The sequence below is a fragment of the Pseudomonas sp. GW823-FHT02E01 genome, assembly GCF_058797535.1.
Map to the genome: position 1 here is coordinate 80299 of NZ_JBXAJS010000007.1, position 26967 is coordinate 107265.

Annotated in this window: 26 protein-coding genes; 15 read left to right on the top strand and 11 right to left on the bottom strand. The window is 62.4% G+C overall.

Going from position 1 to position 26967, the window contains the following annotated elements:
* Positions 1-146: 146 nt before the first annotated feature.
* Positions 147-4463 (bottom strand): Lhr family helicase, encoded by a 4317-nt coding sequence (locus AC1RDQ_RS18315; protein ID WP_492587832.1) that lies wholly within the window; start codon positions 4461-4463, stop codon positions 147-149.
* A 355-nt stretch (positions 4464-4818) separates the two neighbouring features.
* On the opposite strand from AC1RDQ_RS18315, the gene AC1RDQ_RS18320 reads away from it, so the two are divergent.
* Positions 4819-5703 carry a sugar nucleotide-binding protein gene (locus AC1RDQ_RS18320; RefSeq protein WP_008053852.1) on the top strand — a complete coding sequence of 295 codons (885 nt, stop codon included), beginning with the start codon at positions 4819-4821 and terminating at the stop codon, positions 5701-5703.
* Positions 5696-6625, top strand: coding sequence for an NAD-dependent epimerase/dehydratase family protein (locus AC1RDQ_RS18325; protein ID WP_090451678.1), 930 nt, complete (start codon positions 5696-5698; stop codon positions 6623-6625). The genes AC1RDQ_RS18320 and AC1RDQ_RS18325 overlap by 8 nt, the downstream gene beginning before the upstream one ends.
* Positions 6626-6824: 199 nt before the next feature.
* Here AC1RDQ_RS18325 and AC1RDQ_RS18330 read toward each other — a convergent pair whose 3' ends face one another.
* From AC1RDQ_RS18330 to AC1RDQ_RS18350, 5 genes are all read right to left on the bottom strand, one after another.
* Positions 6825-7523 (bottom strand): OmpW/AlkL family protein, encoded by a 699-nt coding sequence (locus AC1RDQ_RS18330; protein ID WP_090451676.1) that lies wholly within the window; start codon positions 7521-7523, stop codon positions 6825-6827.
* A gap of 221 nt (positions 7524-7744) precedes the next feature.
* Positions 7745-8263, bottom strand: coding sequence for a DUF3299 domain-containing protein (locus AC1RDQ_RS18335; protein ID WP_090451674.1), 519 nt, complete (start codon positions 8261-8263; stop codon positions 7745-7747).
* A gap of 11 nt (positions 8264-8274) precedes the next feature.
* The gene (locus AC1RDQ_RS18340) at positions 8275-9540 is read right to left on the bottom strand and encodes an ABC transporter permease (protein WP_492587833.1); all 1266 of its coding nucleotides are present in this window, start codon (positions 9538-9540) and stop codon (positions 8275-8277) included.
* Between the two features lies 1 nt (position 9541).
* A complete protein-coding gene (locus AC1RDQ_RS18345; RefSeq protein ID WP_057713120.1) occupies positions 9542-10252 on the bottom strand; it encodes an ABC transporter ATP-binding protein in 711 nt (236 codons plus the stop codon).
* A 135-nt stretch (positions 10253-10387) separates the two neighbouring features.
* Positions 10388-10978: a DUF2796 domain-containing protein gene (locus AC1RDQ_RS18350; RefSeq protein WP_492587834.1), complete on the bottom strand. Its 591-nt coding sequence runs from the start codon at positions 10976-10978 to the stop codon at positions 10388-10390.
* Positions 10979-11113: 135 nt separating this feature from the next.
* Between AC1RDQ_RS18350 and AC1RDQ_RS18355 the strand changes: the two genes are divergently transcribed.
* Complete coding sequence (locus AC1RDQ_RS18355; RefSeq protein ID WP_223499980.1) at positions 11114-11455, top strand: hypothetical protein; 342 nt, start codon at positions 11114-11116, stop codon at positions 11453-11455.
* A 103-nt stretch (positions 11456-11558) separates the two neighbouring features.
* On the opposite strand, the gene trxA is transcribed toward AC1RDQ_RS18355, so the two are convergent.
* The 3 genes from trxA to AC1RDQ_RS18370 form a co-directional block, all read right to left on the bottom strand.
* Positions 11559-12431: a thioredoxin gene (gene trxA, locus AC1RDQ_RS18360; RefSeq protein WP_489339300.1), complete on the bottom strand. Its 873-nt coding sequence runs from the start codon at positions 12429-12431 to the stop codon at positions 11559-11561.
* Positions 12432-12614: 183 nt separating this feature from the next.
* Positions 12615-13268, bottom strand: a complete 654-nt coding sequence (locus AC1RDQ_RS18365) for a class I SAM-dependent methyltransferase (RefSeq protein WP_057713124.1) — start codon at positions 13266-13268, stop codon at positions 12615-12617.
* A complete protein-coding gene (locus AC1RDQ_RS18370) occupies positions 13265-13729 on the bottom strand; it encodes a YbaY family lipoprotein (protein WP_057713125.1) in 465 nt (154 codons plus the stop codon). The genes AC1RDQ_RS18365 and AC1RDQ_RS18370 overlap by 4 nt, the downstream gene beginning before the upstream one ends.
* Positions 13730-13856: 127 nt before the next feature.
* On the opposite strand from AC1RDQ_RS18370, the gene nrdR reads away from it, so the two are divergent.
* The 12 genes from nrdR (at position 13857) to AC1RDQ_RS18430 (ending at position 22903) form a co-directional block, all read left to right on the top strand.
* Complete coding sequence (gene nrdR / locus AC1RDQ_RS18375) at positions 13857-14321, top strand: transcriptional regulator NrdR (protein WP_003228656.1); 465 nt, start codon at positions 13857-13859, stop codon at positions 14319-14321.
* Positions 14318-15451: a bifunctional diaminohydroxyphosphoribosylaminopyrimidine deaminase/5-amino-6-(5-phosphoribosylamino)uracil reductase RibD gene (ribD, locus tag AC1RDQ_RS18380; protein WP_154947324.1), complete on the top strand. Its 1134-nt coding sequence runs from the start codon at positions 14318-14320 to the stop codon at positions 15449-15451. Before nrdR ends, ribD begins: the two co-directional genes overlap by 4 nt.
* 47 nt (positions 15452-15498) lie before the next feature.
* Positions 15499-16164: a riboflavin synthase gene (locus AC1RDQ_RS18385; RefSeq protein ID WP_008018158.1), complete on the top strand. Its 666-nt coding sequence runs from the start codon at positions 15499-15501 to the stop codon at positions 16162-16164.
* A 16-nt stretch (positions 16165-16180) separates the two neighbouring features.
* Positions 16181-17272 (top strand): bifunctional 3,4-dihydroxy-2-butanone-4-phosphate synthase/GTP cyclohydrolase II, encoded by a 1092-nt coding sequence (gene ribBA / locus AC1RDQ_RS18390; RefSeq protein ID WP_007970163.1) that lies wholly within the window; start codon positions 16181-16183, stop codon positions 17270-17272.
* A 91-nt stretch (positions 17273-17363) separates the two neighbouring features.
* Positions 17364-17840, top strand: a complete 477-nt coding sequence (ribH, locus tag AC1RDQ_RS18395; protein ID WP_003228649.1) for a 6,7-dimethyl-8-ribityllumazine synthase — start codon at positions 17364-17366, stop codon at positions 17838-17840.
* Entirely contained in the window at positions 17837-18337 is a 501-nt protein-coding gene (nusB, locus tag AC1RDQ_RS18400) for a transcription antitermination factor NusB (protein ID WP_057713127.1), read from the top strand. The genes ribH and nusB overlap by 4 nt, the downstream gene beginning before the upstream one ends.
* A gap of 176 nt (positions 18338-18513) precedes the next feature.
* Positions 18514-19479 (top strand): thiamine-phosphate kinase, encoded by a 966-nt coding sequence (gene thiL / locus AC1RDQ_RS18405; protein ID WP_492587835.1) that lies wholly within the window; start codon positions 18514-18516, stop codon positions 19477-19479.
* Entirely contained in the window at positions 19476-19979 is a 504-nt protein-coding gene (locus tag AC1RDQ_RS18410) for a phosphatidylglycerophosphatase A family protein (protein WP_007970166.1), read from the top strand. The genes thiL and AC1RDQ_RS18410 overlap by 4 nt, the downstream gene beginning before the upstream one ends.
* A 53-nt stretch (positions 19980-20032) precedes the next feature.
* Positions 20033-20773: a substrate-binding periplasmic protein gene (locus AC1RDQ_RS18415; protein ID WP_492587836.1), complete on the top strand. Its 741-nt coding sequence runs from the start codon at positions 20033-20035 to the stop codon at positions 20771-20773.
* Positions 20774-21024: 251 nt separating this feature from the next.
* Positions 21025-21642 carry a GTP cyclohydrolase II gene (gene ribA / locus AC1RDQ_RS18420; RefSeq protein ID WP_008053837.1) on the top strand — a complete coding sequence of 206 codons (618 nt, stop codon included), beginning with the start codon at positions 21025-21027 and terminating at the stop codon, positions 21640-21642.
* A complete protein-coding gene (locus tag AC1RDQ_RS18425; RefSeq protein WP_492587837.1) occupies positions 21639-22058 on the top strand; it encodes an MFS transporter in 420 nt (139 codons plus the stop codon). The genes ribA and AC1RDQ_RS18425 overlap by 4 nt, the downstream gene beginning before the upstream one ends.
* Positions 22058-22903 (top strand): cobalamin-binding protein, encoded by an 846-nt coding sequence (locus AC1RDQ_RS18430; RefSeq protein WP_492587838.1) that lies wholly within the window; start codon positions 22058-22060, stop codon positions 22901-22903. The genes AC1RDQ_RS18425 and AC1RDQ_RS18430 overlap by 1 nt, the downstream gene beginning before the upstream one ends.
* A gap of 95 nt (positions 22904-22998) precedes the next feature.
* Here the strand turns inward: AC1RDQ_RS18430 and AC1RDQ_RS18435 are convergent, their stop codons facing one another.
* Both AC1RDQ_RS18435 and dxs read right to left on the bottom strand, forming a co-directional pair.
* A complete protein-coding gene (locus AC1RDQ_RS18435; protein WP_492587839.1) occupies positions 22999-24882 on the bottom strand; it encodes a TonB-dependent receptor domain-containing protein in 1884 nt (627 codons plus the stop codon).
* Between the two features lie 157 nt (positions 24883-25039).
* Entirely contained in the window at positions 25040-26938 is a 1899-nt protein-coding gene (gene dxs, locus AC1RDQ_RS18440) for a 1-deoxy-D-xylulose-5-phosphate synthase (protein ID WP_057713133.1), read from the bottom strand.
* Positions 26939-26967: the final 29 nt, after the last annotated feature.

Genomic DNA, 26967 nt, shown 5'->3' on the forward strand with positions numbered 1-26967 from the left:
TTGTACTTGAGGCTTTCAGTGGCTGGTCTGGCCCCATCGCGAGCAAGCTCGCTCCCACAGGGGATCTTCTGTGATTACAAATTTTCGGCACAACAGAGATCACTGTGGGAGCGAGCTTGCTCGCGATGGGGCCGGTCCAGACGACATTAATGCCGGATAAGCTTACTACGCACTTCAGCCATCGCCCGTTCATCCAGCTCCAACCAGAACTGCTGCTTGCCGGCAATCTCGGCAGCAACCGCCAACCCGTCGCGATACACCAGCCGATTGCTCGCCAGTGCCGGGACTTTCGCGCAGGGCAATAGCGTGCCGGCGAGGTTCAGCGGATCGACCCCGCACACCGCGACCAGGCTGCCGTCATGAGGCCGACGCCGCACCTCCCGCAACAAGGGGATCGCCTCGGGCAGGGCGAATTGCTCGCCCGCCAGGCCACTGACAAAACGCCCGCCACGAATCTCGCCGCGAGCCTCCAGGCGATGGAAAGTACGCAGCAGTTCGCGCCAGCTCGGCAGCCAGTCCGCTTCACGCTCCAGCAAACGCCAGAACACCACGCCGTAACGGCGCAGCAAGGTCATGGCGATGTGCTCAAGGGTATCGGCAGGTGTCGGCGCGGGGCGCTGGTTTTGCACCACCGGCGCGACAGGCGTGCGTCGCAACAAGGCCCAGCGCCCGGCGTCGTCCATGCCACCAATAAATGCCCCGCGCCCGCGTCGACTGTTGCGAGGCTGGCGCTTGCTGGCCGGGGTGATCAGTGCGCGCAATCCGGCGAAGCTGTCGGCATTCACCAGCCCCGCGCCCACCAGTTCCTGCAAGGCGATTTCCAGCTCCGAACGCAGCAGATGGGCCTCATGGATCAGCTCATCGAAAAACAGCGCGCCGTGCTGGCTGAGGGCGGCGTGGACCTTTTGTGTTTTCGGCGACAGTTCGCTGACGGGCGTCTGTTCGGTCAAGCCGCTCCAGAGGCCGACCCGGTTGCGAGGCAGCAACACAATCGGCGTGCTGCGCAGCGCGGTGCTGACGCTTTTGTTGTGCGCAGTCAGGCGCGTCCACACCAGTCTGCCGCTGCGGCACAGCTCATCGAGCCAGGTCGCTGAGTAGTCCTTGATCCGCGCCAGCAGGATGTCGCTGTCCCAGGCTGAAGCGGCAGCAGGGTAGCCTTCCAATTGCGCGACGACGGCTGGCAGTACCGCGGCGCCCTGACCCTGGCTTGCGCTCGACACATGCTGCCAGTCGAACAGGAAGCGCATGAAATCCTGCAACGCCACCGGTTCGATTTCCCGGCGCAGGCGCTTGACCGTATAGCGGTGAATCCGCGCCAGCAAATGCCGCTCGCACCATTCTTCCCGGGTGGCACCCGGGGTAAAGCGACCGCGCAGCACATAGCCTTCGCGTTCCAGTTGCGCCAGGGCCTGGTTGACCTGCGCAGCGGGCAAGCCGAGTGGTTCGGCAATGCGATCGAGCGCCAGCGGCCCGAAGGCACTGAGCCGCGCGCGGATCAGTTCGAGGATGGCGTCGTCGGCTTCCCAGACCTCGTTGAAGTCCGGCAGCGCTTGCAGCGATGGCGTCAATTCGGCCTGGGGATAAATCGCCTGCAGGCAGGTCAGGCGCTCCAGCGCCAGCCACAGCGATTGCCCGGCGTTGATCTGCAAACGGCTCGCGCGGCCGCTGTCGGCCAGGGTATTCAGCCAGTCGAACCACTGCGGATTGGCGCCGGCCTCGGTATCGGTGATGCACGCCAGGCTCATCAAGGCCTCGTGCATTTCGTCGACCCCGCAGGGCGCCGGCCAGGCTTCGTTGCGCACGGCGGCAATCGCCTCGGCGTCCAGGGCGCCGAGGTCGTCGGTGGATTGCGGGTCGCTCCAGCGCCGATTGAGCACTGCCTGGGTTCTACGTTCCTCCAGCGGCGCATCGTCGAGAAAGGTATAGGGCCGGGCGCTGAGAATCTCCGCCGCCAGCGGCGAGGGCGCCGGCAAGTCGCGGCTGATCAGGCGAATGTCGCCGCGTTCCATGCGCCGCAACAAGGCCAGCCAGCCTTGGCTGTCCATGGCATCGTGCAGGCAGTCGTCGAGGGTTTGCTCTACCAGCGGATGGTCGGGAATTTCCCGTTCGCCGGCGAGGTTTTCCACGCAGGCGATCTGATCGGGAAACACGCTGGCGATCAGGTCTTCGCTTTTCATCCGCTGGATTTGCGGCGGGACTTTACGCCCGCCGCTGTAGCGCGGCAGCGCCAGGGCCACGCCGGCATTCCAGCGCCAGCGCACGCCGAACAGCGGCGCGTCGAGCACGGCTTGAATCAGGATGTGTTCGGCACTGTTGCTGTGCAAGTAGCGCCAGACGTCGTCCAGTTCAAAACTGTGGCTGGTGGACAGCGACAGCACGATGGCGTCTTCGCTGGCGGCGGCCTGCAATTCGAAATTGAAGGTGCGACAGAAACGCTTGCGCAGGGCCAGGCCCCAGGCGCGGTTGATGCGGCTGCCGAACGGCGTGTGAATGACCAGTTGCGTGCCGCCGGACTCGTCGAAAAAACGTTCCATCAGCAACGTGTCTTGGGATGGCAGGGCACCCAGCGTTTGCCGCGCACGGGCCAGGTAATCCACCAGTTGTTCGGCGCTGGCGATGTTCAAGCCCAGGGCCTCGGTCAGCCAGTCGAGCGCTGGCTGCAAGTTATCTGGCGCAGCCCCCAGCAGGTCATCGAGTTGTGCCTGCAAGCGCGCCACCGCCGAGGACAATTCGGCACTGCGCCCCGGTGCTTCACCGAGCCAGAACGGAATGGTTGGCGGTTGGCCCTGGGCATCCTCGACCCGGACTTTGCCGGTTTCCACCCGCAGGATCCGATAGGACGTGTTGCCTAACTGGAAGATATCCCCGGCAATGCTTTCCACGGCGAAGTCTTCATTGATGGTGCCGATGTTCAGCCCTTGAGGCTCCAGCAGCACGCTGTAGTCGGCGTTGTCCGGAATGGTCCCGCCACTGGTCACCGCCGTCAGTTTCGCGCCCGGGCGGCCGCGCAGGGTGCGGCTCACAGCGTCGCGATGCAGGTAGGCGCTACGGATGCCCTGACGACCGTTGTAACCCTCGGCGAGCATGTTCAGCAGCGCCTGGTAGTGTTTGTCGTCGAGTCCGGCGTAGGGCGAGGCGCGGCGCAGCATCTCCAGTAGCGCTTGTTCCGGCCACTCCTGGCAACTGACCTCGGCAATGATCTGCTGCGCCAGCACGTCCAGCGGCGCTTGCGGGATCAGCAAGGTATCGAGTTCGCCCCGGCGCACGCAGTCGAGCAGCGCGGCGCATTCGATCAGGTCGTCCCGGGTGGTGGCGAACAAACGGCCCTTGGGCGTGCCGCCGACCTGGTGCCCGGAACGGCCGACCCGCTGCAGAAACCCGGCAATCGAACGCGGCGAGGCGATCTGGCACACCAGGTCGACGTCGCCGATGTCGATCCCCAGTTCCAGCGACGCCGTGGCGATCAGCACTTGCAGGTCACCGCGCTTGAGTCGCTGCTCGGCGTCCAGGCGAAATTCCTTGGCCAGGCTGCCGTGGTGGGCGGCGACGGCATCCTTGCCCAGGCGCTCGCTCAGGTGCCGGCTCAGGCGTTCGGCCAGACGTCGAGTGTTGACGAAGATCAGCGTGGTCCGGTGTTCCCGGGCGAGGGCGGCGAGGCGGTCGTAGACCAACTCCCAGACATCGTTGGCCATCACGGCCGATAGCGGCACGGGCGGTACTTCGATGTCCAGGTCGCGGGGGCGGGCGTGGCCGATGTCGACGATCTCGCACGGGCGGTCGCGACCGACAAGGAAGCGCGAGACGGCTTCGATGGGCTTTTGCGTGGCCGACAGACCGATGCGCAGTAGTGGTTCCGGGCAGAGGGCTTGCAGGCGTTCAAGGCTCAGTGCCAGGTGGCTGCCACGTTTGCTGGCAGCCATGGCGTGGATCTCGTCGACGATCACTGTTTGTGCGGTGCCGAGCATCTGCCGGCCAGAGTCGGAACCGAGCAGCACATACAGGGATTCCGGCGTGGTCACCAGAATGTGCGGTGCGGTCTTGCGCATTGCCGAACGATCTTTTTGCGGTGTGTCGCCGGTGCGCACGGCCGTGGTGATCTGCAATTCGGGCAGGCCCATCACGCGCAATTGTTCGGTAATGCCGGCCAGCGGGTTTTGCAGGTTGATCTGGATGTCGTTGGACAGGGCCTTGAGGGGCGAGACGTAGACCACCAGGGTTGCGTCGGGCAAGCCTTCGGGGCTTTCCAGGCCGCGGTGCACCAGGTCATCGATGACGGCGAGAAAGGCGGTGAGGGTCTTGCCGGAACCGGTGGGCGCGGCGACCAGGGTCGAGCGGCGCTGGCGGATCAACGGCCACGCCCGGGCCTGGGCGGCGGTGACCGCCGGGAACGTGTGGCTGAACCAGGCGCTGACGGCAGGGTGGAAGCCGCTCAGGGCACTGTCTGCGGGAATGGGCAGGTTCATGCAGCAAGTTATGCGGGTGGGTGGGCCAAGATGCAAGTACCGCTTGGGGATCTCTGTTGACTGACAGGACCCCATCGCGAGCAAGCTCGCTCCCACAGAGGGGCGGCTTACACAAAACCATTGTGGGAGCTAGCTTGCTCCCACAGGGGGGCGGTTTACACAAAACCATTGTGGGGGCGAGCTTGCTCGCGATGAGGCCAGTGACAGCACCACAAATCCCCCGGATCTACACTTTACGGGTGACGGTTGCGCACTAAACCCGCAAAATGCAACGATTCCGGCAATTATCAACGACATCGCCTGGGCGCGATGTCGATAAAGCCATCGTTTCAATCAGACTGGGCCTGCTGACTCTATGCGAATGCGCCTTATGTTACTGGGCGGCGGAAATGCCCTTGGGCAGGCGCTGATTCGCCTCGGTGCGGAGGAAGACATCGGTTTCCTCGCCCCCCGCCCGCCCGAAGACGGCTGGGATGCCGCGAGCCTGACACAACTGCTCGACGACACCCGTCCCGATGCATTGATCAACCTTGCCTACTACTTCGACTGGTTTCAGGCCGAGGCGGTGAGCGAATCGCGCCTGGCCGGCCAGGAGCGCGCGATCGAGCGTCTGGCGGAACTGTGCCAGCACCACAACATCGTCCTGCTGCAACCCTCCAGCTATCGCGTGTTCGACGGCTCCCGTGCCACCGCCTACAGCGAAAAAGACGAACCGGTGCCCCTGGGCCTGCGGGGTCAGGCGTTGTGGCGGATCGAGCAAAGCGTGCGCGCCACCTGCCCGCAACACGTGCTGCTGCGTTTCGGCTGGCTGCTGGACGACAGCCCGGACGGTGCCCTTGGCCGCTTCCTCGCCCGTGCAGAACAACCCGAAGAGCTGCTGATGGCCGACGACCGACGGGGCAATCCGACGCCGGTCGACGATGCCGCCCGCGTGATCATTTCAGTGCTCAAGCAACTCGATTGCGCCGCGCCGCTGTGGGGCACCTACCACTACGCCGGGCATGAGGCGACCACGCCGCTGGCGCTGGGGCAGGCGATTCTGACCGAAGCCCGCAGCCTGCATCCGCTGGCCATCGAAGCCCCGACCGCCCAGGCCCACGCCGCGCGTCCGGATGCCGCCGAAGAACCGCAACACGCGGTACTGGCCTGCAAAAAAATTCTGCACACCTTTGGAATCAAACCACGCGCCTGGCGTGCGGCGCTTCCCGGTCTACTGGACAGGTTCTATCGCCATGGCTGACAGCCCCGTTTTGATCACCGGTGGTGCCGGTTTCATTGGTTCACACCTGACTGACGCCCTGCTTGCCAGGGGCCATGCGGTGCGGATTCTCGATGACCTGTCCACCGGCAAGCACAGCAATCTGCCGCTGGATAATCCCAGGGTCGAACTGATCGTCGGCGACGTGGCCAATGCGGCTTTGGTTGCCCAGGCGATGGCCGGATGCAGCGCTGTGGCGCACCTGGCCGCCGTGGCTTCGGTGCAGGCCTCGGTGGACGATCCAGTGCGCACACACCAGAGCAACTTCATCGGCACGCTGAACGTCTGCGAAGCCATGCGCCAGACCGGGGTCAAACGCGTGCTGTTTGCCTCCAGTGCGGCGGTATATGGCAACAATGGCGAAGGTGAGTCGATCGACGAAGACACGCCCAAGGCGCCGTTGACGCCTTATGCGGTGGACAAGCTGGCCAGCGAGCAATACTTCGACTTCTACCATCGCCAGCATGGGCTGGAACCGGTGATTTTCCGCTTCTTCAACATCTACGGCCCACGCCAGGATCCGTCCTCGCCATACTCCGGGGTGATCAGCATTTTCAGCGAGCGTGCACTGAAGGGCTTGCCGATCACGGTGTTCGGCGATGGCGAGCAGACCCGGGATTTTGTCTACGTCGAAGACCTGGTCGACTTGCTGGTGCAGGCCATCGAAATGCCCCGGGTCGAAGTCGGTGCGGTCAACGTTGGCTGGAACCAGGCGACGACCCTCAAGCAAATGCTCGAAGCGCTCGAAGCCGTGGTCGGCAATTTGCCACCGGTGAGCTACGGCCCGGCACGCTCCGGTGACATTCGTCATTCCCGGGCGAACAACCGGCGTCTGTTGGAACGCTTCAGTACCACAGAGCAGACACCGATGCGTGTGGGGCTGGCGCGGTTGCTGGGGCGATAGATCTCTTCCATGCGGACATGAAAAAGGCGCCTTTTTACAGGCGCCTTTTTCACGGCCGGAATTTACTTACAGCTTGTGTAATTCCTGTGGCGAGGGGGCTCGTCGGATCGCCGCATCGCCCCGTTCGACTGCGCAGCAGTCGCCGTCATTTTTAAGTCTGCTCACCACCAAGCCTCATTCACCACCACGTGAACGTTCTTTAGAACTTGTAACCCAGACCCACCATGTAGATGAACGGGTCTACATCGACGTCCACCCGTGCCCGGGTGCCTGGTGCGATCGAGTTGTTCTCGACGGTGGCGCGGGTATCGATGTCGATGTAGCGCACCTGGGCGTTGATCATGATGTTATCGGTCAGCATGTAGTCAGCACCGACCTGCCACGCCAGACCCCAGGAGTTTTCCGCCTTGAAGTTGCTGAAACCGGCGGACTGGGCCTGGCTGCCAACGTGTTCGTCGTAGATATAGGTGTAGTTGATGCCGCCGCCGACGTACGGCTGGAAGGCCGACTTCGGGTCCAGCGGGTAGTACACCAGGCTCAAGGTCGGTGGCAGGTGCTTGAGGGTGCCGAGTTTGCCGTTGGCCGCGCTCAGGGCCGTGCCCTTGAGTTTCACGTCATGCTCGAACGGTGTGGCCGCCAGCAGCTCGATACCCAAGTGGTTGGTGAGCATGTAGGCGAAGTTCAAGCCCAGTTGCGTGTCGCTGCTCATGGTCGCCTTGCCGCCCAGGTCGGCGCCCGCCAGCGGGCCTTGATCGACCTTGACGCTGGAGCTGTCGGCTTCCGGGTTGACGGTGATGGCGCCGGCACGAAGGAGGATGTCACCGGCTTCGAAGGCATTGGCGAGCGGGGCTGCGAGCGCAAGGGCAACCAGCGAAGCGCTGAGCATGGACTTGTTCATGGGGGCTCCAGAGGACGTTAAAAATGTTCGATGTCCAATGGTAAGCCGGCTAACTATTCGGTCTTTTGATGCAGCTCAATGAAAGTGGCAAGGACTGGAATTTGTGATGTTTCTGATGGCCTCATCGCGAGCAAGCTCGCTCCCACAGGAGGCATGTGATCCCCTGTGGGAGCAAGCTTGCTCGCGATGGCGGACTGACAGTCGACACAAAACGACCTGATTCACTCCGGCAGTTCATACAGATAAATCTTGTCCGCCTCCATCTGATACCCGGCATCCGCCAACTCGCTGGTGGACGCCTTGACCTGCAACGCGCCTTCGATCCAGTAAGGCTGATACAACTCGTCCAGCTTCACGCCGACTTCGCTCTTGACGTGCACGATCTGGTTCGACGGCGGTGGCGGCACATGGATGCAGGCGCCGAAATACGGCACCAGCAGAAACTCCGTGGTACGGCCTTCCTCGCTCACTTCCAGCGGCACGATGTAACCCGGCAGGCGAATGTTCTGGCCGTCGAGGGTCTTGACCACCGGTGCGTTGGGCATGTCCTGCTTGGCTGCTGGCGCCGACTCTGCCGAGAGCGTGCTGCTCATCTGCGACAGATCATGCAACGGTGTCATGTTCGGCACTTCTTTCGGCGCGTCGGGCGGGATCATCTCCGACCAGGTCAGGTCTTTTGGCTGGGCCGCCCACAGGGGCAGGGCGACCAGCATCAACAGCGCAAGTACAGCGCGGGGCATTTTCAACGTCCTCATAAACGGATCGACAAGCCATCGGCCAGGGATTGGCGATAGGCGCGCCAGGCCGGCACGCTGCCCATCAGCAACGCGGCGATCAGGATGCCACCGAGCAGCGTCCATTCATACTCGCTCGGCCAGGACAGCGGCAGGAACAGGCCGTAGTTGGCTTGCACATAACCTTGGGCCGCCGCGATGCACACATACAGCAACGCCACGCCGGCGATCACGCCCGACAGCGCCAGGGCAAAGGCTTCGAGTACCAACAGCGTCGCGATGTGCCAGGGGCGTGCGCCCACCGAGCGCAGGATCGCCATTTCCCGACGGCGCTCGTTGAGGCTGGTGAGAATCGCTGTGAGCATGCCGATCAACCCGGTCAGCACCACAAACAGCGAGACCACGAACAAGGCTTTTTCCGCAGTGCCCATCAGACTCCACAGCTCTTGCAACGCCACGCCTGGCAGGATCGCCAGCATCGGCTCGCCACGGAATTCGTTGATTTCCCGTTGCAGGGCAAAGGTCGAAATCTTGTTGTTGAGGCCGAGCATGAACGCGGTGATCGCTTGCGGCGTGAGGTCCATGTTGCGCGCCTGATCAGCCGTGATGCGGCCCTCGCCCCGGGCCGGCACGCCGTTATGCCAGTCGATGTGAATCGCTTCCATGCCACCGAGGCTGATGTGCAGCGTGCGGTCCACCGGTGTGCCGGTGCGCTTGAGAATGCCGACCACAGTGAACGGTTTGTCGTCGTGCTTGACCAGGCTGATCGCCGCCACGCCGTGGGCCAGCACCAGTTTGTCACCGAGTTTGTAGTGCAGTGCATCGGCCACTTCGGCACCGAGCACCACTTCGAATGGTTCGGTTTCGAAGGCGCGGCCATCGCTCAGTTGCAGGTGTTGCTGGCGACCGTACTGGTAATGCTCGAAGTAGGCTTCGGTGGTGCCCATCACCCGGTAGCCGCGATGGGAGTCGCCGAGGGACATCGGGATCGCCCACTTCACTTTCGGGTTGCTGGCGAAGTGTTCGAAGCTGTCCCAGCGGATGTTGTTGGTAGCGTTGCCGATGCGGAACACCGAGTACAGCAGCAGGTTCACCGAGCCTGAGCGGGCGCCGACGATCAGGTCGGTGCCGCTTATCGTGCTGGCGAAACTGGCCTTGGCTTCGGTGCGCACGCGCTCCACTGCCAGCAACAGGCACACCGACAGGGCGATGGCGAACGCGGTGAGGATCGCAGTGAAACGACGGTTAGCCAGGCTGGCCATGGCTAGACGAAACAGATACATCTCAGACCTCGGACGGGGTAGCGGCGCGATTGAGTTCGGCCAGCGACAGGTTGTGGTCGAACAGCGGCGCCAGGCTCTGGTCGTGGCTGACGAACAACAGGCTCGAGCCGGCTTCGCGGCACTCGGCGAACAGCAGGCGAATGAAGTTCTCGCGGGCGTCGTAATCGAGGGCTGAGGTCGGTTCGTCGGCGATCACCAGTTCCGGTTGACCGATCAGTGCGCGGGCGGCGGCGACCCGTTGCTGCTGGCCGATGGACAACGAATCAGCGCGGCGACCGAGGATGTTTTCATCCTTCAAACCCAGATGGGCGAGCAGTGTGGCGGCGGCTTTGTCGACGCTGCCGTGACGTTGTTTCGCCCGTTCGGCGCGCAGTTTCGAGAAGTGGCAGGGCAGTTCGACGTTTTCACGCACCGACAGAAACGGCAGCAGGTTGAACTGCTGAAAGATGTAGCCGGTGTGATCGACGCGGAAGTGGTCGCGGGCGCCGGCCGAGAGTTGCGTCAGCTCCTGGCCGAGCAGGCGGATGCTGCCGCGATCAGGCTTTTGCACGCCGCCGAGCAGACCGAGCAGGGTGGTCTTGCCGCTGCCGCTCGGGCCTTTGAGGAACAGGGTTTCGCCGCGCTCCAGGCGAAACGCGGGGATGTCCAGCAGCGGCGGGTGACCGGGCCAGCTGAAGCCCAGGTCGGACAGTTCGATGAGTGCTTGGGTCATGTGAAACCGGTCTGGTTGGTGGTGAACCCTTGTAGGAGCGAGCCTGCTCGCGAAAAACCTGAGAACACCGAGGTGAATCAGGTTGCCCGCGTTATCGTTGGCGTCCATCGCGAGCAAGCTCGATCCTACAGTGGGTCAGAATTTCAGCGCGGCAGCCTTGTCCGTCACTTCAACGCCTTGCTGCCCGCCCGGGCCGATCAGTTGTACCTGAATTTTTTGGGTGGCCGGGAAGCGGGTGAAAATATTCGCCAGGTCCAGTGACTTCAGTGCCGCTGGCGTGGCGCAAGTGAACTGATAGTGAGCGTGGATTTCGCTGTGATCATGGTGATGTTCGTGGCCGTCTTCGTCCTTGGCGTCTTCATCGTGATCATCGTCGGCATCGGGCTTGTCGCCGAACAGCGGGCTTTCCAGTTCCTGGTTCTCCACCACGCAACCGGCGGCTTTCGGCAGGTTGAAAAGGGACAGTGGTTGTTCGAGTTGCGCGCGGGCGGCGGCGACTTTGGCTTTGTCTGCGTCGCTGGTGGCGACGTGCTCGAAACCCACCAGGTTCATCGCCGGGCTTTCCAGCTCCAACTCCAGGGTCTTGCCGTCCAGCGCCGCATTCAGGCGTCCAACGCCATGTTCGTGGGCACCCAGGCTGCCATGCTCGTGATCGTGTTCGTCGGCGGCATGGGCGACAGCCAGCGGCAACATGGCAAACGGCAGGGCGAGAAGCAGACGACGCATGACGAGTCTCCGAAAAGTAAAATGAAGAAATTGTTATGTAATCTTATAACGTAATTGCGCAGAGTTTGACTGTCTGCTTGGCGTTGCACAAGTCCCATGGGAGCATGCCGGGAAGAAATGTGCGGGAGCAGACCTATGTTGCGAATTCGCGGAAGCATCGGCGACTGGCCGGTGGATTTGACCCTGGAGATGGACGACGCGGACTGGGCGCGACTAGGGGCGCAGTTGCAGGTGGAAAAAACCCCGGTCAGCGTGCCAGCGGCGAAACCGCTGAATCAGGATGATGCGCTGTGGCAGATCGCCAGGGATTTGCTGCGCAAGGCCGGGCAGCTCAGTGGCCCGGACCTGCTCGATCAACTGGAAGGACTGACTGGCAGCGCGGCGGCGGGCAAGCGTCTGTTGGTGCGCCTGCGCCACAGTTCGGATGTGAAGGTGGAAAGCGGCGGGGATACACCGCTGTATCGCTGGTTGGTGTAGGAGCGAGCTTGCTCGCGATGGGCGTCAACGATAACGCGGGAAACCTGATTCACCTCGGTGCTCTCAGGTTTTTCGCGAGCAAGCTCGCTCCTACAGGGTTGGCTTAGTACAGCGCGGCAAACAACTTGCGGCGGTACGTGCTGACCAACGGATGATCGTTGCCCAGCAATTCGAACACCTGCAACAAGGTCTTGTGCGGCAAGCCTTCGCTGTAGCTGCGGTTGCGGGTGAACAACTTCAGCAATGCATCCAGCGCGGCGTCGTACTGCTGACGGGCCAGTTGCTGGATCGCCAGTTGATAGACCGCCTCATCGTCCAGCGGGTCTTTCGCCAGTCGGGCCTTCAGGTCGGCGGCATCCGGCAAGTCCCTGGCCAGACCGAGAAACTTGATCTGTGCCTTGGCGCCGGCCAGCGCGGCCTTGTGCTCGTCGCTCTTGACCGCATCCAGCACGGTTTGCGCTTCGCCCAGTTCACCGCGCTCGGTCAGGCAGCGGGCGTACAGGATCAGTGCCTTGGCGTTGGTGTTGTCTTCACCCAGGATCACTTTGAGCTGCGCTTCGGCATCGGCAAAACGGCTGTCGTCGAACAGCGCCTGGGCCAGTTCGAACGGATCGGCGGCGGCCGGTGGCGGCATCTGCACATGGGGTTCGAGCAGGGCACGCACGGCCGACTCCGGCTGCGCACCGGCAAAGCCATCGACAGGCTGGCCGTCCTTGAACAGCACCACGGTCGGCAGGCTGCGGATGCCGAAGCGGGCGACGATGTCTTGTTCGATGTCACAGTTGACCTTGGCCAGCAGCAACTCACCCTGATAGCTCTCGGCAATGCTCTGCAGCATCGGCATCAGCACTTTGCAGGGCGCGCACCATTCGGCCCAGAAATCCACCAGCACTGGTTTGTGGAAGGAGTTCTCGATCACCGACTGGTCGAAATCGGCAGTCGTGGCGTCGAAGATGTACGGCGTTTCCTGACTCATGGGCAATCTCGTAAAAGCGTGAATGGGGCAACTATACGACTTGGTGGGGGCGCGCCGGAAGCGGGGTGGCCGTTAGAGATGTTTCGTCTGACAGGACGTCATCGCGAGCAAGCTCGCTCCCACAGGGGATTTGTGGACGACGCGGGTCCAGTGCAGGAGCGAGCTTGCTCGCGATGCTTTTAGCTAGCGCTGCGCGTGGTACAGGCTCACATGCCGAAACTCGTGGGGCTCGGCCAGATCCGGCAGGGTCATGGCTTCGAGCATTTCGATGCGCCGGTACAACGGATGACGGAAATCCCTGACGCGTGAATCCGCCACCAGCGCCTCTCGGCCGCGACTGAGGAACTGGTCGAGCAGCGGCAGGTTGGCCCGGTCGTACAGTACATCCGCCACCAGAATCAGATCGAAGCGATCGGCCTCGGCGAAAAAGTCCGTCGAGTAATTGAGCTGTACGTTATTGAGCTCGGCATTGGCCCGACACGCGGCAATCGCCAGCGGGTCGAGGTCGCAGGCCAGTACTTCGAGCGCCCCGGCCTTCGCCGCCGCAATCCCCGCCACCCCGGAGCCGGCACCGAAATCCAGTACCCGCTTGCCTTCGACCCAATGGGGGTTTTCGGCCAGATAGCGGGCCACGGCCAGGCCGCTGGCCCAGCAGAAACTCCAGTACGGCGGCTCATGCAGGATGCGCCGGGTCTCTTCCGGGCTGAAGGCGCGGTCCATGTTGTCGCCGTCGATCAGCCACAACTTCAGGTCGGTCCCTGGTAACTCACAGGCGACCAATTGCGCATCACCGAGCAGTTCACCCAACGCCTTTTGCAGGTCGAACGGTGCACTCATGGGGCTTTGACGAATTGCAGTTGGCCCAGGGCCTGGGTGGTCGGCTGGGTAATCAGTTGCGACGGCAGGTGCAGGATCAACTGCCCGGACTGACTGGCGCGGCCTCGCAGTTCAACGCGGGCCCCGGCCGGGAAGGATTCCGGATTGAAGCGCAGGTGAAACGGCAGAACCTGGTTGTTGCCGATCAGGCTGGAGCTGGCGAGCAATTGTTGCGGGCGGTCCTTATCGTCGATCACCAGCAATGCCAGTTCGACTTCAGCGCCAGCTGGAACGCCTTGCAAGGTGCCGCTCAGTTCACGCTGATGGGCGGGCAGAGGGCCGAGTGCGGCGGCCTCCCGGGCTTTCTTCTGCGCTTGCTGCGGCACCGGGCCAGGCGTTGGCGGCTGGGGCTTGGGTGCATCGCTGCTGCAGGCCACCAGCAGGCTGAAAACACTGAGCAAAATGAGCGGACGTAACGACATTGGTGGCTCCATAACGCTGAATTCCATGGATCAAGTGATCATCCCGTCTGTATACCGCAAACCCTATGGCTTGTCTTGCCACGGGGATGCGCTACCATGGCCCTCCCTTTTTTTGTTGCCTGCCACCATGCACTGTCCCTTCTGCGGTGCCAACGACACCAAGGTCATCGACTCGCGTCTGGTCGCCGAGGGCGAACAGGTGCGCCGCCGGCGTGAATGCCTGGCCTGCGGCGAGCGTTTCACGACGTTCGAGACGGCTGAACTGGTGTTGCCGCGCCTGATCAAAACCGACGGCAGTCGCCAGCCGTTCGACGAAGAAAAACTCCGCGCCGGCATGCAGCGCGCGCTGGAAAAGCGCCCGGTGAGTGTCGAGCGCCTCGAATCGTCGCTGGTGCACATCAAACACAAACTGCGCGCCACCGGCGAACGCGAGGTCAAATCCCTCGTGGTCGGCGAACTGGTGATGGCCGAGCTGCAGAAGCTCGACGAAGTCGCCTACATCCGCTTCGCCTCGGTGTATCGCCGCTTCCAGGACCTCAACGAGTTCCGCGAAGAGATCGATCGCCTGGCCCGTGAACCGGTGAAAGAATGACCACTTGCGCCGAACAAGCCATCCTCGACGCCCATTTCATGGCCCGTGCCCTGGAACTGGCGCGCAAGGGGCATTACACGACGCACCCCAATCCGCGGGTCGGTTGCGTGATCGTGCAGGGCGGGCAGATTGTCGGCGAAGGCTGGCATGAGCGCGCCGGCGAGCCCCACGCTGAAGTCCACGCCCTGCGCGCGGCTGGTGAGCAGGCTCGTGGCGCCACCGCTTACGTGACGCTTGAACCTTGCAGCCATCACGGCCGTACGCCGCCCTGTGCCGATGCACTGGTCAATGCCGGTGTGGCCCGCGTGGTCGCGGCGATGCAGGACCCGAACCCGGAAGTCGCTGGTCGCGGTCTGCAACGCCTGACACAGGCCGGTATCGCCACCGAAAGCGGCGTGCTGGAAGGCGAGGCGCGCAAGCTTAATCAAGGCTTTCTGAAACGCATGGAACACGGCTTGCCGTTCGTGCGGGTCAAGTTGGCCATGAGCCTCGACGGGCGAACCGCCATGGAAAGCGGCGAAAGCCAGTGGATCACCGGCCCGGCGGCGCGCTCGGCAGTGCAGCGTCTGCGCGCGCAAGCCAGTGTGGTATTGACCGGCGCCGATACGGTGCTGGCGGACAACGCACGGTTGACCGTGCGCGCCGATGAGTTGGGGCTGGATGCAGAGCAAACAGCCTTGGCCATGAGCCGTCCGCCGCTGCGGGTGTTGGTCGACGGCCGCCTGCGGGTGCCGCTGGATGCACCGTTCTTCAAGGCAGGCCCGGCGCTGGTCGCCACCTGTGTGGCGGTTGAAGAGCAATATGCCAACGGTCCGGAGTGCCTGATCGTGCCGGGCTACGACGGTCAGGTCGATCTGCGTCAGCTATTGGTTGAACTCGCAACCCGTGGCGTCAACGAAGTGCTGGTCGAGGCCGGCCCGCGCCTGGCAGGTGCCTTTGCCCAACTCGGTCTGGTGGACGAGTTCCAGATTTTCATTGCCGGCAAGTTCCTGGGTTCCTCGGCACGACCGCTGCTGGACTGGCCGCTCGTGCAAATGAAGGATGCGCCCGAGCTCAAAATCATCGAAATTCGTGCCGTTGGCGATGACTGGCGAGTCATTGCGATTCCTTCGCCAGCCGCGAGCGTATAATTTCTGGCCATCGCTACAGCGCTGGCTTTGTTCTCGAGGAGAACCTCATGTTTACCGGCATCATCGAATCCATCGGCAGTATTCGTGCATTGACCCCAAAGGGCGGTGATGTGCGGGTTCACGTCGAAACCGGCAAGCTCGACCTGAGCGATGTCAAACTGGGCGACAGCATCGCGGTCAACGGCGTGTGCCTGACTGCCGTTGAATTGCCGGGCAATGGCTTTGCGGCGGACGTCAGTCGCGAAACCCTCGACTGCACCGCCATGAACGACCTGAAAAGCGGCAGCCCGGTCAATCTGGAAAAAGCCCTGACCCCGACCACTCGCCTCGGCGGGCATCTGGTCAGCGGTCACGTCGACGGCGTGGGCGAAGTGGTTGCCCGAACCGAAAATGCGCGCGCCGTGGAATTCCGCATCCGCGCGCCAAAGGACCTGGCCAAGTACATCGCCCATAAAGGCTCGATCACCGTCGACGGCACCAGCCTCACCGTGAACGCAGTCGATGGCGCCGAGTTCCTGCTGACCATCATTCCCCACACCCTGAGCGAAACCATCATGGCGTCGTACCAACCAGGCCGCCGGGTGAACCTGGAAGTGGACTTGCTGGCCCGTTACCTGGAGCGTCTGCTGCTGGGCGACAAGGCCGCAGAGCCGACTGCCGGCAGCACCATTACCGAAAGCTTTCTGGCCGCCAACGGCTACCTCAAATCCTGACCCAAGGGGGTGCCTTGTGGCGCTCAATAGCATCGAAGAACTGGTTGAAGACATCCGCCAAGGCAAGATGGTCATACTCATGGATGACGAAGACCGCGAGAACGAAGGCGACCTGATCATGGCCGCCGAGTGCTGCAAGCCCGAGCACATCAACTTCATGGCCAAGCACGCCCGTGGCCTGATCTGCATGCCGATGAGCCGCGAGCGCTGCGAACTGCTCAAGCTGCCGTTGATGGCGCCGCGCAATGGTTCCGGTTTCGGCACCAAGTTCACCGTATCGATCGAAGCGGCCACCGGCGTGACCACCGGCATTTCCGCCGCCGACCGTGCGCGCACCGTGCAGGCCGCCGCCGCCCGTGATGCCAAGGCTGAAGACATCGTCAGCCCGGGCCACATCTTCCCGCTGATGGCCCAGGCCGGCGGCACCCTGGCCCGTGCCGGCCACACCGAAGCGGCGTGCGACCTGGCGCGCATGGCCGGTTTCGAGCCGAGCGGGGTGATCTGCGAAGTGATGAACGACGACGGCACCATGTCCCGTCGCGCCGAGTTGGAAGCCTTTGCCGCCGAACACGACATCAAGATCGGCACCATCGCCGACCTGATTCACTACCGGATGATCCACGAACGTACCGTTCAGCGGATTGCCGAGCAGCCACTGGACAGCGAACTGGGCCAATTCAACCTGGTGACCTATCGTGATTCCGTGGAAGGCGACGTGCACATGGCACTGACCCTGGGCAACGTGTGTGCCGAAGAGCCGACCCTGGTTCGCGTGCACAACATGGACCCGCTGCGTGACCTGCTGATGGTCAAGCAACCGGGCCGCTGGAGCCTGCGCGCCGCCATGTCCGCGGTTGCCGAGGCTGGAAGCGGCGTGGTGCTGTTGCTCGGTCACCCGCTCGATGGCGACGTGTTGCTGGCGCATATTCGCGAAACCGCCGATCACGCGGCCGTGAAAAAACCGACCACCTACAGCACTGTCGGTGCCGGTTCGCAGATCCTGCGCGACCTTGGCGTACGCAAAATGCGCCTGATGTCGGCACCGATGAAATTTAATGCGATATCCGGTTTCGATCTGGAAGTTGTAGAATACGTGCCCTCCGAATAATGACCGGTTGTTCCCGGCCTTGAATTCGCGGCAAATAAATCACTGAGGGGCGCGTAGAAGACGCGTCCCGGCTCTTTAAGAGATCTAACGAATGACCCTGAAGACCATCGAAGGTACCTTCATCGCCCCTAAAGGCCGCTACGCTCTGGTAGTGGGCCGTTTCAACAGCTTCGTCGTTGAAAGCCTGGTCAGCGGTGCAGTTGATGCCCTGGTTCGCCACGGCGTGAGCGAAAGCGACATCACCATCATCCGCGCACCTGGCGCCTTCGAAATTCCGCTGGTTGCGCAGAAAGTCGCCCAGAAAGGCGAGTTCGCGGCAATCATCGCCCTGGGCGCGGTCATTCGTGGCGGCACTCCGCACTTCGAATACGTGGCTGGCGAGTGCACCAAGGGCCTGGCCCAGGTGTCCATGGAGTTCGGCGTTCCGGTCGCTTTCGGCGTCCTGACCGTTGATTCCATCGAGCAAGCCATCGAACGTTCCGGCACCAAGGCCGGCAACAAAGGTGCTGAAGCTGCCCTGTCCGCTCTGGAAATGGTCAGCCTGCTGGCGCAGTTGGAGGCCAAGTGATTAGCGACGAAAGCGATCGTTTCAACCCGCGCGATCCAAAGCCTGCGGATGCCGGCAAGCCATCGAAAAGCGCCAAGCGCCGCGAAGCCCGTCAGCTCGCGACCCAGGCCCTGTACCAATGGCACATGGCCAAGCAGTCGCTGAACGAGATCGAAGCGCAGTTCCGGGTCGATAACGATTTCAGCGATGTCGACGGCGCGTACTTCCGCGAAATCCTGCACGGGGTTCCGCAGTTCAAGACCGAAATCGACACCGCGCTCACGCCATGCCTGGACTTGACCATCGAAGAGCTGGACCCGGTTGAACTGGCTGTTCTGCGCCTGTCGACCTGGGAACTGCTCAAGCGCGTCGACGTGCCGTACCGCGTTGTGATCAACGAGGGTATCGAACTGGCCAAGGTCTTCGGTTCCACCGACGGCCACAAGTTCGTCAACGGTGTGCTCGACAAGCTGGCCCCGCGTCTGCGTGAAGCTGAAGTGAAGGCGTTCAAGCGCTGATTGGCGTTTGGACAGTGTCCTGTCTCGCCGATACGTTCGTTTTTTAGCGAGTGGCTGGTGTTGCCAGACAAGGCGCCGCGACGAGTCATAGCGTGCTATGGCGAGGAGCGGCAACGCAGTATGGCGACACCAGACGCCGCTAAAAAATGAACAGTATTGGTGAGACAGGATACCTGATGGGCGAGTTTGAGCTGATCCGCAATTTCTTCGCCGCCGCGCCTTGTGCGCAGGGCGGCGAAGGCGTTGCCCTCGGGATTGGCGATGACTGCGCCTTGCTGGCTGTTCCCTCCGGGGAGCAGATGGCGATTTCTACCGATACGTTGGTGGCTGGCGTGCATTTCGCCGATCCCTGCGATCCGTTTCTGCTCGGTCAGCGCTCGCTGGCCGTGGCCGTCAGCGACCTGGCCGCCATGGGCGCCACCCCGATTGCCTTTACCCTTGCCCTGACCTTGCCGACGGTGACCGCCGATTGGCTGCAAGCCTATGCCCGTGGTTTGAACCAGATGGCGCAAAGCTGCGGCATGGCGCTGGTGGGCGGTGACACGACCCGCGGGCCGCTGAGCCTGACCATGACCGTGTTCGGGCGCGTGCCGGCCGGTCAGGCGCTGACCCGCAGCGGTGCGCAACCGGGCGACCTGCTGTGTGTCGGCGGCAACCTGGGCAATGCCGCCGGTGCCTTGCCCTTGGTGCTCGGCCAGCGCACGGCCGAAGCGCGCATTGCCGAGCCGTTGCTGGCGCATTACTGGTCGCCGCAACCGCAGCTCGGTTTGGGTCAGGCGCTACGGGGCAAGGCCACTTCGGCGATGGATATCTCCGACGGCCTGCTCGCTGACTGCGGGCATATCGCGCTGGCGTCGAAGGTTGGTATCGAAGTCGAGCGGGATCGTTTGCCACTGTCGCAGAGCCTGGTCGACTTTCTCGGCCAATCGGCCGCACAGGTTGCGGCCCTGAGCGGCGGCGACGACTACGTCCTGGCCTTCACCTTACCGTCCGTCGAGTTGCCGCTATTGCTGGCCGATGGCTGGCCAATCCATGTGATTGGTCAAGTGGTGACGGGGCAGGGCGTGAAGCTGCTGGACGCCGATGGCAAAGACATCACCCCGCAAACCCGGGGTTATCAACATTTTCGGGAGTCACCGTGACAGATCATCCCAAACAGGTCCCGGCGGAATTCGTACCGCCGTCGGTCTGGCGTAATCCATGGCATTTCCTGGCGTTCGGCTTTGGCTCGGGCACCTTGCCAAAGGCGCCCGGCACTTGGGGGTCGTTGGTTGCGCTGCCCTTTATTCCGTTGTGGCAGATGCTGCCCGACTGGGGTTACTGGCTGATGCTGGGCATCACCATGCTGTTCGGCTTCTGGCTGTGCGGCAAAGTGGCCGACGATTTGCGGGTACACGATCATGAAGGCATCGTCTGGGACGAAATGGTCGGGATGTGGATCACCCTGTGGCTGGTGCCGGAAGGCTGGCAGTGGTTGCTGGCGGGTTTCCTGATGTTCCGCTTCTTCGACATCCTCAAACCATGGCCGATACGCTGGATTGACCGGCACGTACATGGCGGCGTCGGCATCATGCTCGATGATGTCCTGGCAGGGGTGTTCGCCTGGTTGGCGATGCAGGGACTGGTGTGGTTTTTCGCCTGACCGGGGATTTCCAGGCGTTGATCATGAGAGCTGTTTATCGGGGGAAGCGGGGGATGACTGTACGCGGATTGATGGTGATGGCGTTCGCGATGTTTTGCTCTTGTGTTCAGGCGGGAGGAGGGGGGGCTACGCCGCCGTCGGTGATTCATCTGGCCAGCGAAGAGTGGGAAGGCTACACCGCCGCTGACGGTCATGGACTGGGTTGGGACGTGCTACGGCAAGTGTTCGAGCCGGCGGGCGTCAAGGTCGACATCCGCACCGAGCCCTACGTACGTTCGCTGGGCCTGGCCGAACGTGGCGAGGTCGATGCCTGCGTCGGCTCCTATCGTGACGATTCTGAGGGTGTGCTCTATCCCCATTGGAACTTCGACACCGATCACATCTATGCCCTGGGCCTGGTCAGCAGTCCGGTACCCACCCCGCAAACCCTGGGCAATTATCGACTGGCCTGGGTTCGCGGCTACGATTACCAGGATTACTTGCCCAATGTGCGCCACTTCGACGAAGTGCAGCGGCGTACCGGCATCGAGTCGATGCTGATCCACAATCGTGCCGACTTTTACATCGATGCCCTGACCGAAGTCGATGAGGTCATCAAGCGCGCCAAGGATCCGTCCCAACTGCGGCGCACCCATATCGCCGAGTTGCCGCTGTACCTGTGCTTTGCCAAAACCTCGAAGGCGCGCGCGTTAATGGCCCTGTTCGACCAGCGCATGGAGCAACTGGTGAAAAGTGGTGAGCTGAAACCGATTTTTGAACGCTGGAAACAGCCTTATCCGTTTGATTCGAACTGACGCGGTTCTTACGGCTGACGATGTACCCATTGTGGGAGCGGGCTTGCTCGCGAAAGCGGTGTGTCATGCAGCAATGATGTCGACTGACACGACGCCTTCGCGAGCAAGCCCGCTCCCACATTGATTGTGGTGCGGCGTATATCAAACATTTTGATAGTTATCGCCGATAATTCAGCCTAAGCGTCCTCCGGAACCTGCTGTTACAATGCCGGCTCTGCGAATCTTCAGACTTTTAGATCAGGAGCACACCGGTGCCTGTCGTTTTTGTCGCCGCTTCCAAGCTGCCAACGCCTTTTGCGCAATTCACCATGCATGGCTTTCTCGATGAAGCCACCGGCCGCGAGCACGTTGTGCTGAGCCTGGGTGAATTCGACGACGGTGCCCCGGTACTCGGCCGGCTGCACTCCGAATGCCTGACGGGCGATGCCCTGTTCAGCCAGCGTTGCGACTGCGGCTCGCAACTGGAGGCCGCCTTGCAGGCCATCGCCCGCGAAGGTCGTGGCGTATTGCTCTACCTGCGTCAGGAAGGCCGGGGCATTGGTCTGCTGAACAAGATCCGCGCCTATGAGCTGCAGGACGGTGGCGCCGACACCGTTGAAGCCAACGAACGCCTGGGCTTTGCCGCCGACCAGCGTGACTACGCCATGTGCCTGCCGATGCTGGAGCACCTGGGCGTGAAGTCACTGCGTCTGATGACCAACAACCCGCGCAAGGTCAAAGCCTTGACCGACATGGGTATCGTGGTCGCCGAGCGCGTGCCGCTGCACACCGGCCACAACCCGCATAACCGACTCTACCTGGCGACCAAGGCCAGCAAGCTCGATCACATGATGGGCAATGAGCATCAGGGCGAGGTAGACCGGGCGTGACCCGCGGTCAGGTGCGGCGGCGACTGTCCGTCAACTGGTGGCAATACCTGGCACTGGCCTTGTTGCCGCTGCTTGTGATCAACGCGGTGTTCGGCCAGAGCGAAGCCATTCTGCCGGTGCTGGCGATGCCGTTGTTCATCGCCGGAGTTGCCTCGATGTTTGTCAGCCTGAAGTTTTTCGGCGCCTACAAACACGCACTGATCGCCACCCAGAAAGCCCTCGATACCCCTGAAGAACCTGCTGCCTGGATCAGTCTGGCGGCCAAGCGGCGCACGGCATTCCTGGCTGCCGGGCTACCGGCCTGGATCGCTGCCCTGGCGGTGTTCGTCGGTCTCGAAGCCGTGCCGCTGATGCTGCTGGCACTGTCGACCGCCGTGTTGTTCTACCTCTACCGTATTCCGCGTCAACTCGGTTGATGCGCGCGCTCTGGCTGGCGGTGTTGCTGCTGGCCGCCAGTGGCTCGGCCGTCGCGGTCGAACGGGTTGTCAGCCTCGCACCGTCGCTCTCTGAAATCGTCGTTGAACTGGGCTCCGCCGACCTCCTGGTCGGTGTGCTGGACGCCGGTGAGCGACCTGCCGAACTCAAGGACCTGCCCTCCGTTGGCCGCTATGGCCAGCTGGACATGGAGCGCTTGCTCAGCCTGAAGCCCGATCTGTTGCTGCTATGGCCCGGTAGTGTCGGCCCGGCCCAGCGTGACCAGCTCAAGCGACTGAATATTCCCACCTACGTCGCCGAACCCCGCAGCCTGGACCAGCTCACGGCGCAGATCGAAGCCATTGCTGCTCAGCTCGATCGGCCTGAACGCGGAATTTCATTGGCCAGCGATCTACGCCAGCGGCTGGATGAATTGCGCCAGCGCTATCGCCGGGACAAGCCGTTACGAGTGTTCTATCAGGTCTGGGATCGGCCGCTGTATACGGTTGGCGGCGAGCAGATCATCAGCGATGCGCTGGAGGCCTGCGGTGCGCAAAACGTGTTTGCCGACCTGAAGCTACCGGCACCGCAAGTCAGTGTGGAGGCGGTGTTGCAGCGTAATCCCGAGGTGATTCTGGCCAGCGATCAGGCGCAGCTTGATGCGTGGAAAGCCTGGCCACAGGTGGCGGCGGTATCACAAGGGCAATTGCGCCTGGTGACGGACAAGGGCCTTGAGCGGCCGAGTGGGCAGATGATCGAGGCAACGGCAAAGCTTTGTCATTTGATTGCGCCCTGTGGCGAGGGGGCTTGCCCCCGTTCGGGTGCGCAGCACCCGCAATCAGATTAATGCGATGTACCTGAGAAATAGGGGTGTAGGATTTTGGGGCTGCTTCGCAGCCCAACGGGGGCAAGCCCCCTCGCCACAAATGATCGAGTCTGGCTTTAGATCTCTGGTGTCCACGTCACCCCGAACATCCACGCCCGACCTTCCTCGCGATACCCATACTGGCTACCTTGGTAGCTGTACAGGGCCTGGCTGTAACCCTTGTCCAGCAGGTTATCGACCTTCAGCTCCAGCTGGATTTCACGATTGAGCTCCCAACTGCTGCGCAACCCCAACAGGGCATAACCGCCCAACGGCTGTTGATTGTTCAAGTCGTCATAGCTGCTGCTGACCGCTTGCCAGCTGGCGCCGAGGCCCAGGCGATCGAACTGTCGGTCCAGGTCCAGGCTCAAGGTGCGCCGCGCACGGCGGGCCAGGGTGTGGCCCGTATCACGGTCGCGTGGGTCGATGATCGCCACGCCAAGGTTGCTCTGCCAGCCGAACAGTTCCTGCTTCAGCGCTGCTTCGAAGCCGTTGATCCGTGCCGAGGCGACGTTTTCGGGGCGTGAGTTGCTGCCGAAAATGATCGCGTCTTCAAGGTCGGTGCGATACAGCGACGTCTCCAGGCGACTGCTCTCGGTCAATTGGCTGCGCCATTGCAGCTCATAGCTCTTGGATGTTTCGGGTTTCAAATCCGGGTTGCTGAAATCCGGGTAATACAGATCATTGAACGTCGGCGCGCGGAAGCCTTCGCTATAGGTCAGCAGCACTTCGTTGTCCGGGTTCAGCGGCACGGTGAAGGTGCCGCTCCAGGTGTTCTGGCTGCCGAACTGCTGGTTATCGTCGTGACGCAGACCCAACTCCGTAGAGAAACTGTCGGCCTGAAAGCGATGCTGGATAAACACGGCGCGGTTCCAGCGGCTGTCTTCGTCGAACGCTGTGGTGCTGTTGATCCGGTCTTCGTACCAGTCGCCACCGAGCATCAGGCTGTTGCGCTCGTTGAGCGTCAGATCGTTCTGCCAGGTGACCGAGTCGCGGTAAGTATTGAAAACACTGCGCTCATCGCTGAGCTTGTCGAGGGTTGTCTCGCGGTTTTCGCTGTGACCGAGTTCGACGCGGGTTTTCCATACCTCATTGATCTGTGCATCAATGTAGCTGCTGGCGCTGCTCACATTGAAGTCGTTGTAGGGCTGCTGTTGATAGGACTTGTCCGTCACGTAATCGTAACGGCCGAACGGACTATCAAACTCGCTCTTGCCACGGTTATCCAGCACGTTGGCGCCGACTTCGACGTCTTCCGTCAGGGTGTGACTCAGGCTCAGGCTGAGGGATTTGTTGCGGTAGGCGTCGTGATCGCCATCACTGGGATACGACTCGTGGGTGCGATTGATTCCGGCGGTTTCATCGAGGCTGGCGCCAAGGTTGAAGCGGGTTCGCTCATCACCACCAGACAGGCCAAGGCTGCGCTCCCAGGTCTGATTACTGCCAAAACCGGTGTGCATGCGCGGTTGCAGGCCTTGTTCACCGCCGCGGCGGGTGAAGATCTGGATCACCCCGCCAATCGCATCGCTGCCGTAAATCACCGAGCGGGAGCCGCGCAGCACCTCCACGCGCTCGACCTGTTCGATATTGATGTGTTGCAGGTTGCTGTCGCCGGAGGTCGAACTGCCGATGCGTTGGCCATCCACCAGCACCAGGCTCTGGGCCGACTGGGTGCCGCGGATGTAGACCCCCGGAATGCTGCCGCGCCCGCCGGACTGCGAGACTTGCACACCCGGTACTCGACGCAACAGGTCAGTGACGCTATCGGGTTGCAGGCGATCGATGTCGTCGCGGGTGAACACGGTGTTGGCGGCGCTGCTGTCATTGCGCGCTTCGACCTGGCGGTTGGCGCTGATCAACACGTCGGGCAGCTTCAGGGCCTGGTCGCGTTCGAAGGTGTCGGCCAGCAATTGACCGGCCGGCAGCAGGGTCAGCGTCAGGGCGAAGGGAGAGAGTTTCATGGGTAGTCCGTTGGTGCTTTGAGGCGAATACAGTTTTGATGGGCGCTGAAAACCACTGTGGGAGCGAGCTTGCTCGCGATAGCGGTGTATCAGTCAGCATCTGAGTCGACTGACAGTCCGCCATCGCGAGCAAGCTCGCTCCCACAGGGTTTTGCGTTTAGATGTTCAGCAGTTGCAGGCGCTCGCGGATCGAAGCCTCGATCCCGGCTTCATCCAGCCCACACTCAGCCAGCATTTGCGCAGGCTTGGCGTGTTCGACGTAAATGTCCGGCAAGCCCAGGTGCAGCATCGACTTGAGGATGTTTTCGCGGGCGAGGAATTCGCTGACCGCGCCACCGGCGCCGCCCATGATCGCGTTTTCTTCGACAGTGACCAGTAGCTCGTGGCTGCCAGCGATTTCGCGAACCAGTTCTTCATCCAGCGGCTTGACGAAACGCATGTCGACCACGGTCGCGTCCAGCGTCTCGGCGACTTTCAGGGCTTCGGCCAGTTGCACGCCGAACACCAGCAGGGCGACTTTGCTGCCCTGGCGGCGGACTACGCCCTTGCCGATCTCGATCGGTTCGAGGTCTTTCTCGATGGTCGCGTTCGGGCCGTTGCCGCGTGGGTAACGCACCGCCGCCGGGCCTTCGTACAGGTGGCCGGTGGTGAGCATCTTGCGCAGCTCGTTTTCATCGCTCGGGGTCATCACCAGCATGCCGGGGATGCAGCGCAGGAACGACAAATCGAAGCTGCCGGCGTGGGTCGGGCCGTCTTCGCCGACCAGGCCTGCGCGGTCGATGGCGAACAGCACGTCGAGGTTCTGCACGGCGACGTCATGCACCAACTGGTCGTAGCCGCGTTGCAGGAAGGTCGAGTAGATGGCCACCACGGGTTTGGCGCCTTCGCAGGCCATGCCGGCCGCGAGAGTGACGGCGTGCTGCTCGGCAATGGCGACGTCGAAGTAGCGCAGCGGGAAGCGTTCGCTGAAAGCGACCAGGTCCGAGCCTTCCTTCATCGCCGGGGTAATCCCGACCAGACGCGGATCGGCCGCCGCCATGTCGCACAGCCACTCGCCGAACACACCGGAGTACTTGGGCCCGCTGGCCTTTTTCGGCGCGGCGGCCGGGGCGTCCAGCGGTTCGAGTTTGGTGATGGCGTGGTAACCGATCGGGTCGACTTCCGCCGGAGCGAAGCCTTTGCCTTTCTTGGTGACGACGTGCAGGAACTGCGGACCTTTCAGATCGCGCATGTTGCGCAGGGTAGCGATCAGAGTCGGCAGGTCGTGGCCATCGATGGGGCCGATGTAGTTCCAGCCCAGTTCTTCGAACAGCGTGCCGGGAACCAGCATGCCTTTGGCATATTCTTCGGTCCGACGGGCGATTTCCCAGGCACCGGGCAGGCGCGACAGCACTTTTTTGCTGCCTTCGCGCATGCTCGCGTAGGTGCGGCTGGAAAGGATCTTCGCCAGGTAGTTCGACAAGCCACCGACGTTGCGCGAGATCGACATGTCGTTGTCGTTGAGGATCACCAGCATGTTGGCGTCCACTTCCGGCGCATGGTTCAGCGCCTCGAACGCCATGCCCGCGGTCAACGCGCCGTCGCCGATCACAGCAATCGCCTTGCGCTCGCTGTTTTGCAGGCGGGCGGCAATCGCCATACCCAGTGCGGCACTGATCGAGGTGCTGGAGTGGCCGACGCCAAAGGTGTCGTACTCGCTCTCGGAGCGGCGCGGGAAGGCGGCGACGCCGTCCTTCTGGCGCAGGGTGCCCATGCGCTCGCGACGACCGGTGAGGATCTTGTGTGGATAAGCCTGATGACCCACGTCCCACACCAGCCGGTCGTCCGGGGTATCGAAGACGTAATGCAGCGCGATGGTCAGCTCGATCACGCCCAGGCCGGCACCGAAATGCCCACCGGTCTGGCCGACCGTGTAGAGCAATTCCAGGCGCAACTCATCGGCCAGGGTTTCCAGCTCGGCTTCGCCTAACCGGCGCAGGCCGTCCGGCGTGTTCGCGCGGTCGAGCAGGGGCGTGGTCGGGCGCTTGCGGGGAATCTCATGAAACGTCGTGGGCATCAGGCGAATCGTTATAGGTATAAAAGATG

What these genes read in the sequence shown, in the direction of transcription:
- AC1RDQ_RS18435 (WP_492587839.1), bottom strand. Translation starts at nt 24,882, where the DNA reads ATGAAACTCTCTCCCTTCGCCCTGACGCTGACCCTGCTGCCGGCCGGT.
- nrdR (WP_003228656.1), top strand. Translation starts at nt 13,857, where the DNA reads ATGCACTGTCCCTTCTGCGGTGCCAACGACACCAAGGTCATCGACTCG.
- AC1RDQ_RS18385 (WP_008018158.1), top strand. Translation starts at nt 15,499, where the DNA reads ATGTTTACCGGCATCATCGAATCCATCGGCAGTATTCGTGCATTGACC.
- AC1RDQ_RS18345 (WP_057713120.1), bottom strand. Translation starts at nt 10,252, where the DNA reads ATGACCCAAGCACTCATCGAACTGTCCGACCTGGGCTTCAGCTGGCCC.
- AC1RDQ_RS18355 (WP_223499980.1), top strand. Translation starts at nt 11,114, where the DNA reads ATGTTGCGAATTCGCGGAAGCATCGGCGACTGGCCGGTGGATTTGACC.
- AC1RDQ_RS18370 (WP_057713125.1), bottom strand. Translation starts at nt 13,729, where the DNA reads ATGTCGTTACGTCCGCTCATTTTGCTCAGTGTTTTCAGCCTGCTGGTG.
- ribD (WP_154947324.1), top strand. Translation starts at nt 14,318, where the DNA reads ATGACCACTTGCGCCGAACAAGCCATCCTCGACGCCCATTTCATGGCC.
- AC1RDQ_RS18330 (WP_090451676.1), bottom strand. Translation starts at nt 7,523, where the DNA reads ATGAACAAGTCCATGCTCAGCGCTTCGCTGGTTGCCCTTGCGCTCGCA.
- AC1RDQ_RS18325 (WP_090451678.1), top strand. Translation starts at nt 5,696, where the DNA reads ATGGCTGACAGCCCCGTTTTGATCACCGGTGGTGCCGGTTTCATTGGT.
- thiL (WP_492587835.1), top strand. Translation starts at nt 18,514, where the DNA reads ATGGGCGAGTTTGAGCTGATCCGCAATTTCTTCGCCGCCGCGCCTTGT.
- AC1RDQ_RS18340 (WP_492587833.1), bottom strand. Translation starts at nt 9,540, where the DNA reads ATGTATCTGTTTCGTCTAGCCATGGCCAGCCTGGCTAACCGTCGTTTC.
- AC1RDQ_RS18320 (WP_008053852.1), top strand. Translation starts at nt 4,819, where the DNA reads ATGCGAATGCGCCTTATGTTACTGGGCGGCGGAAATGCCCTTGGGCAG.
- AC1RDQ_RS18350 (WP_492587834.1), bottom strand. Translation starts at nt 10,978, where the DNA reads ATGCGTCGTCTGCTTCTCGCCCTGCCGTTTGCCATGTTGCCGCTGGCT.
- trxA (WP_489339300.1), bottom strand. Translation starts at nt 12,431, where the DNA reads ATGAGTCAGGAAACGCCGTACATCTTCGACGCCACGACTGCCGATTTC.
- AC1RDQ_RS18365 (WP_057713124.1), bottom strand. Translation starts at nt 13,268, where the DNA reads ATGAGTGCACCGTTCGACCTGCAAAAGGCGTTGGGTGAACTGCTCGGT.
- dxs (WP_057713133.1), bottom strand. Translation starts at nt 26,938, where the DNA reads ATGCCCACGACGTTTCATGAGATTCCCCGCAAGCGCCCGACCACGCCC.
- AC1RDQ_RS18415 (WP_492587836.1), top strand. Translation starts at nt 20,033, where the DNA reads ATGACTGTACGCGGATTGATGGTGATGGCGTTCGCGATGTTTTGCTCT.
- AC1RDQ_RS18430 (WP_492587838.1), top strand. Translation starts at nt 22,058, where the DNA reads ATGCGCGCGCTCTGGCTGGCGGTGTTGCTGCTGGCCGCCAGTGGCTCG.
- AC1RDQ_RS18315 (WP_492587832.1), bottom strand. Translation starts at nt 4,463, where the DNA reads ATGAACCTGCCCATTCCCGCAGACAGTGCCCTGAGCGGCTTCCACCCT.
- ribH (WP_003228649.1), top strand. Translation starts at nt 17,364, where the DNA reads ATGACCCTGAAGACCATCGAAGGTACCTTCATCGCCCCTAAAGGCCGC.
- AC1RDQ_RS18335 (WP_090451674.1), bottom strand. Translation starts at nt 8,263, where the DNA reads ATGCCCCGCGCTGTACTTGCGCTGTTGATGCTGGTCGCCCTGCCCCTG.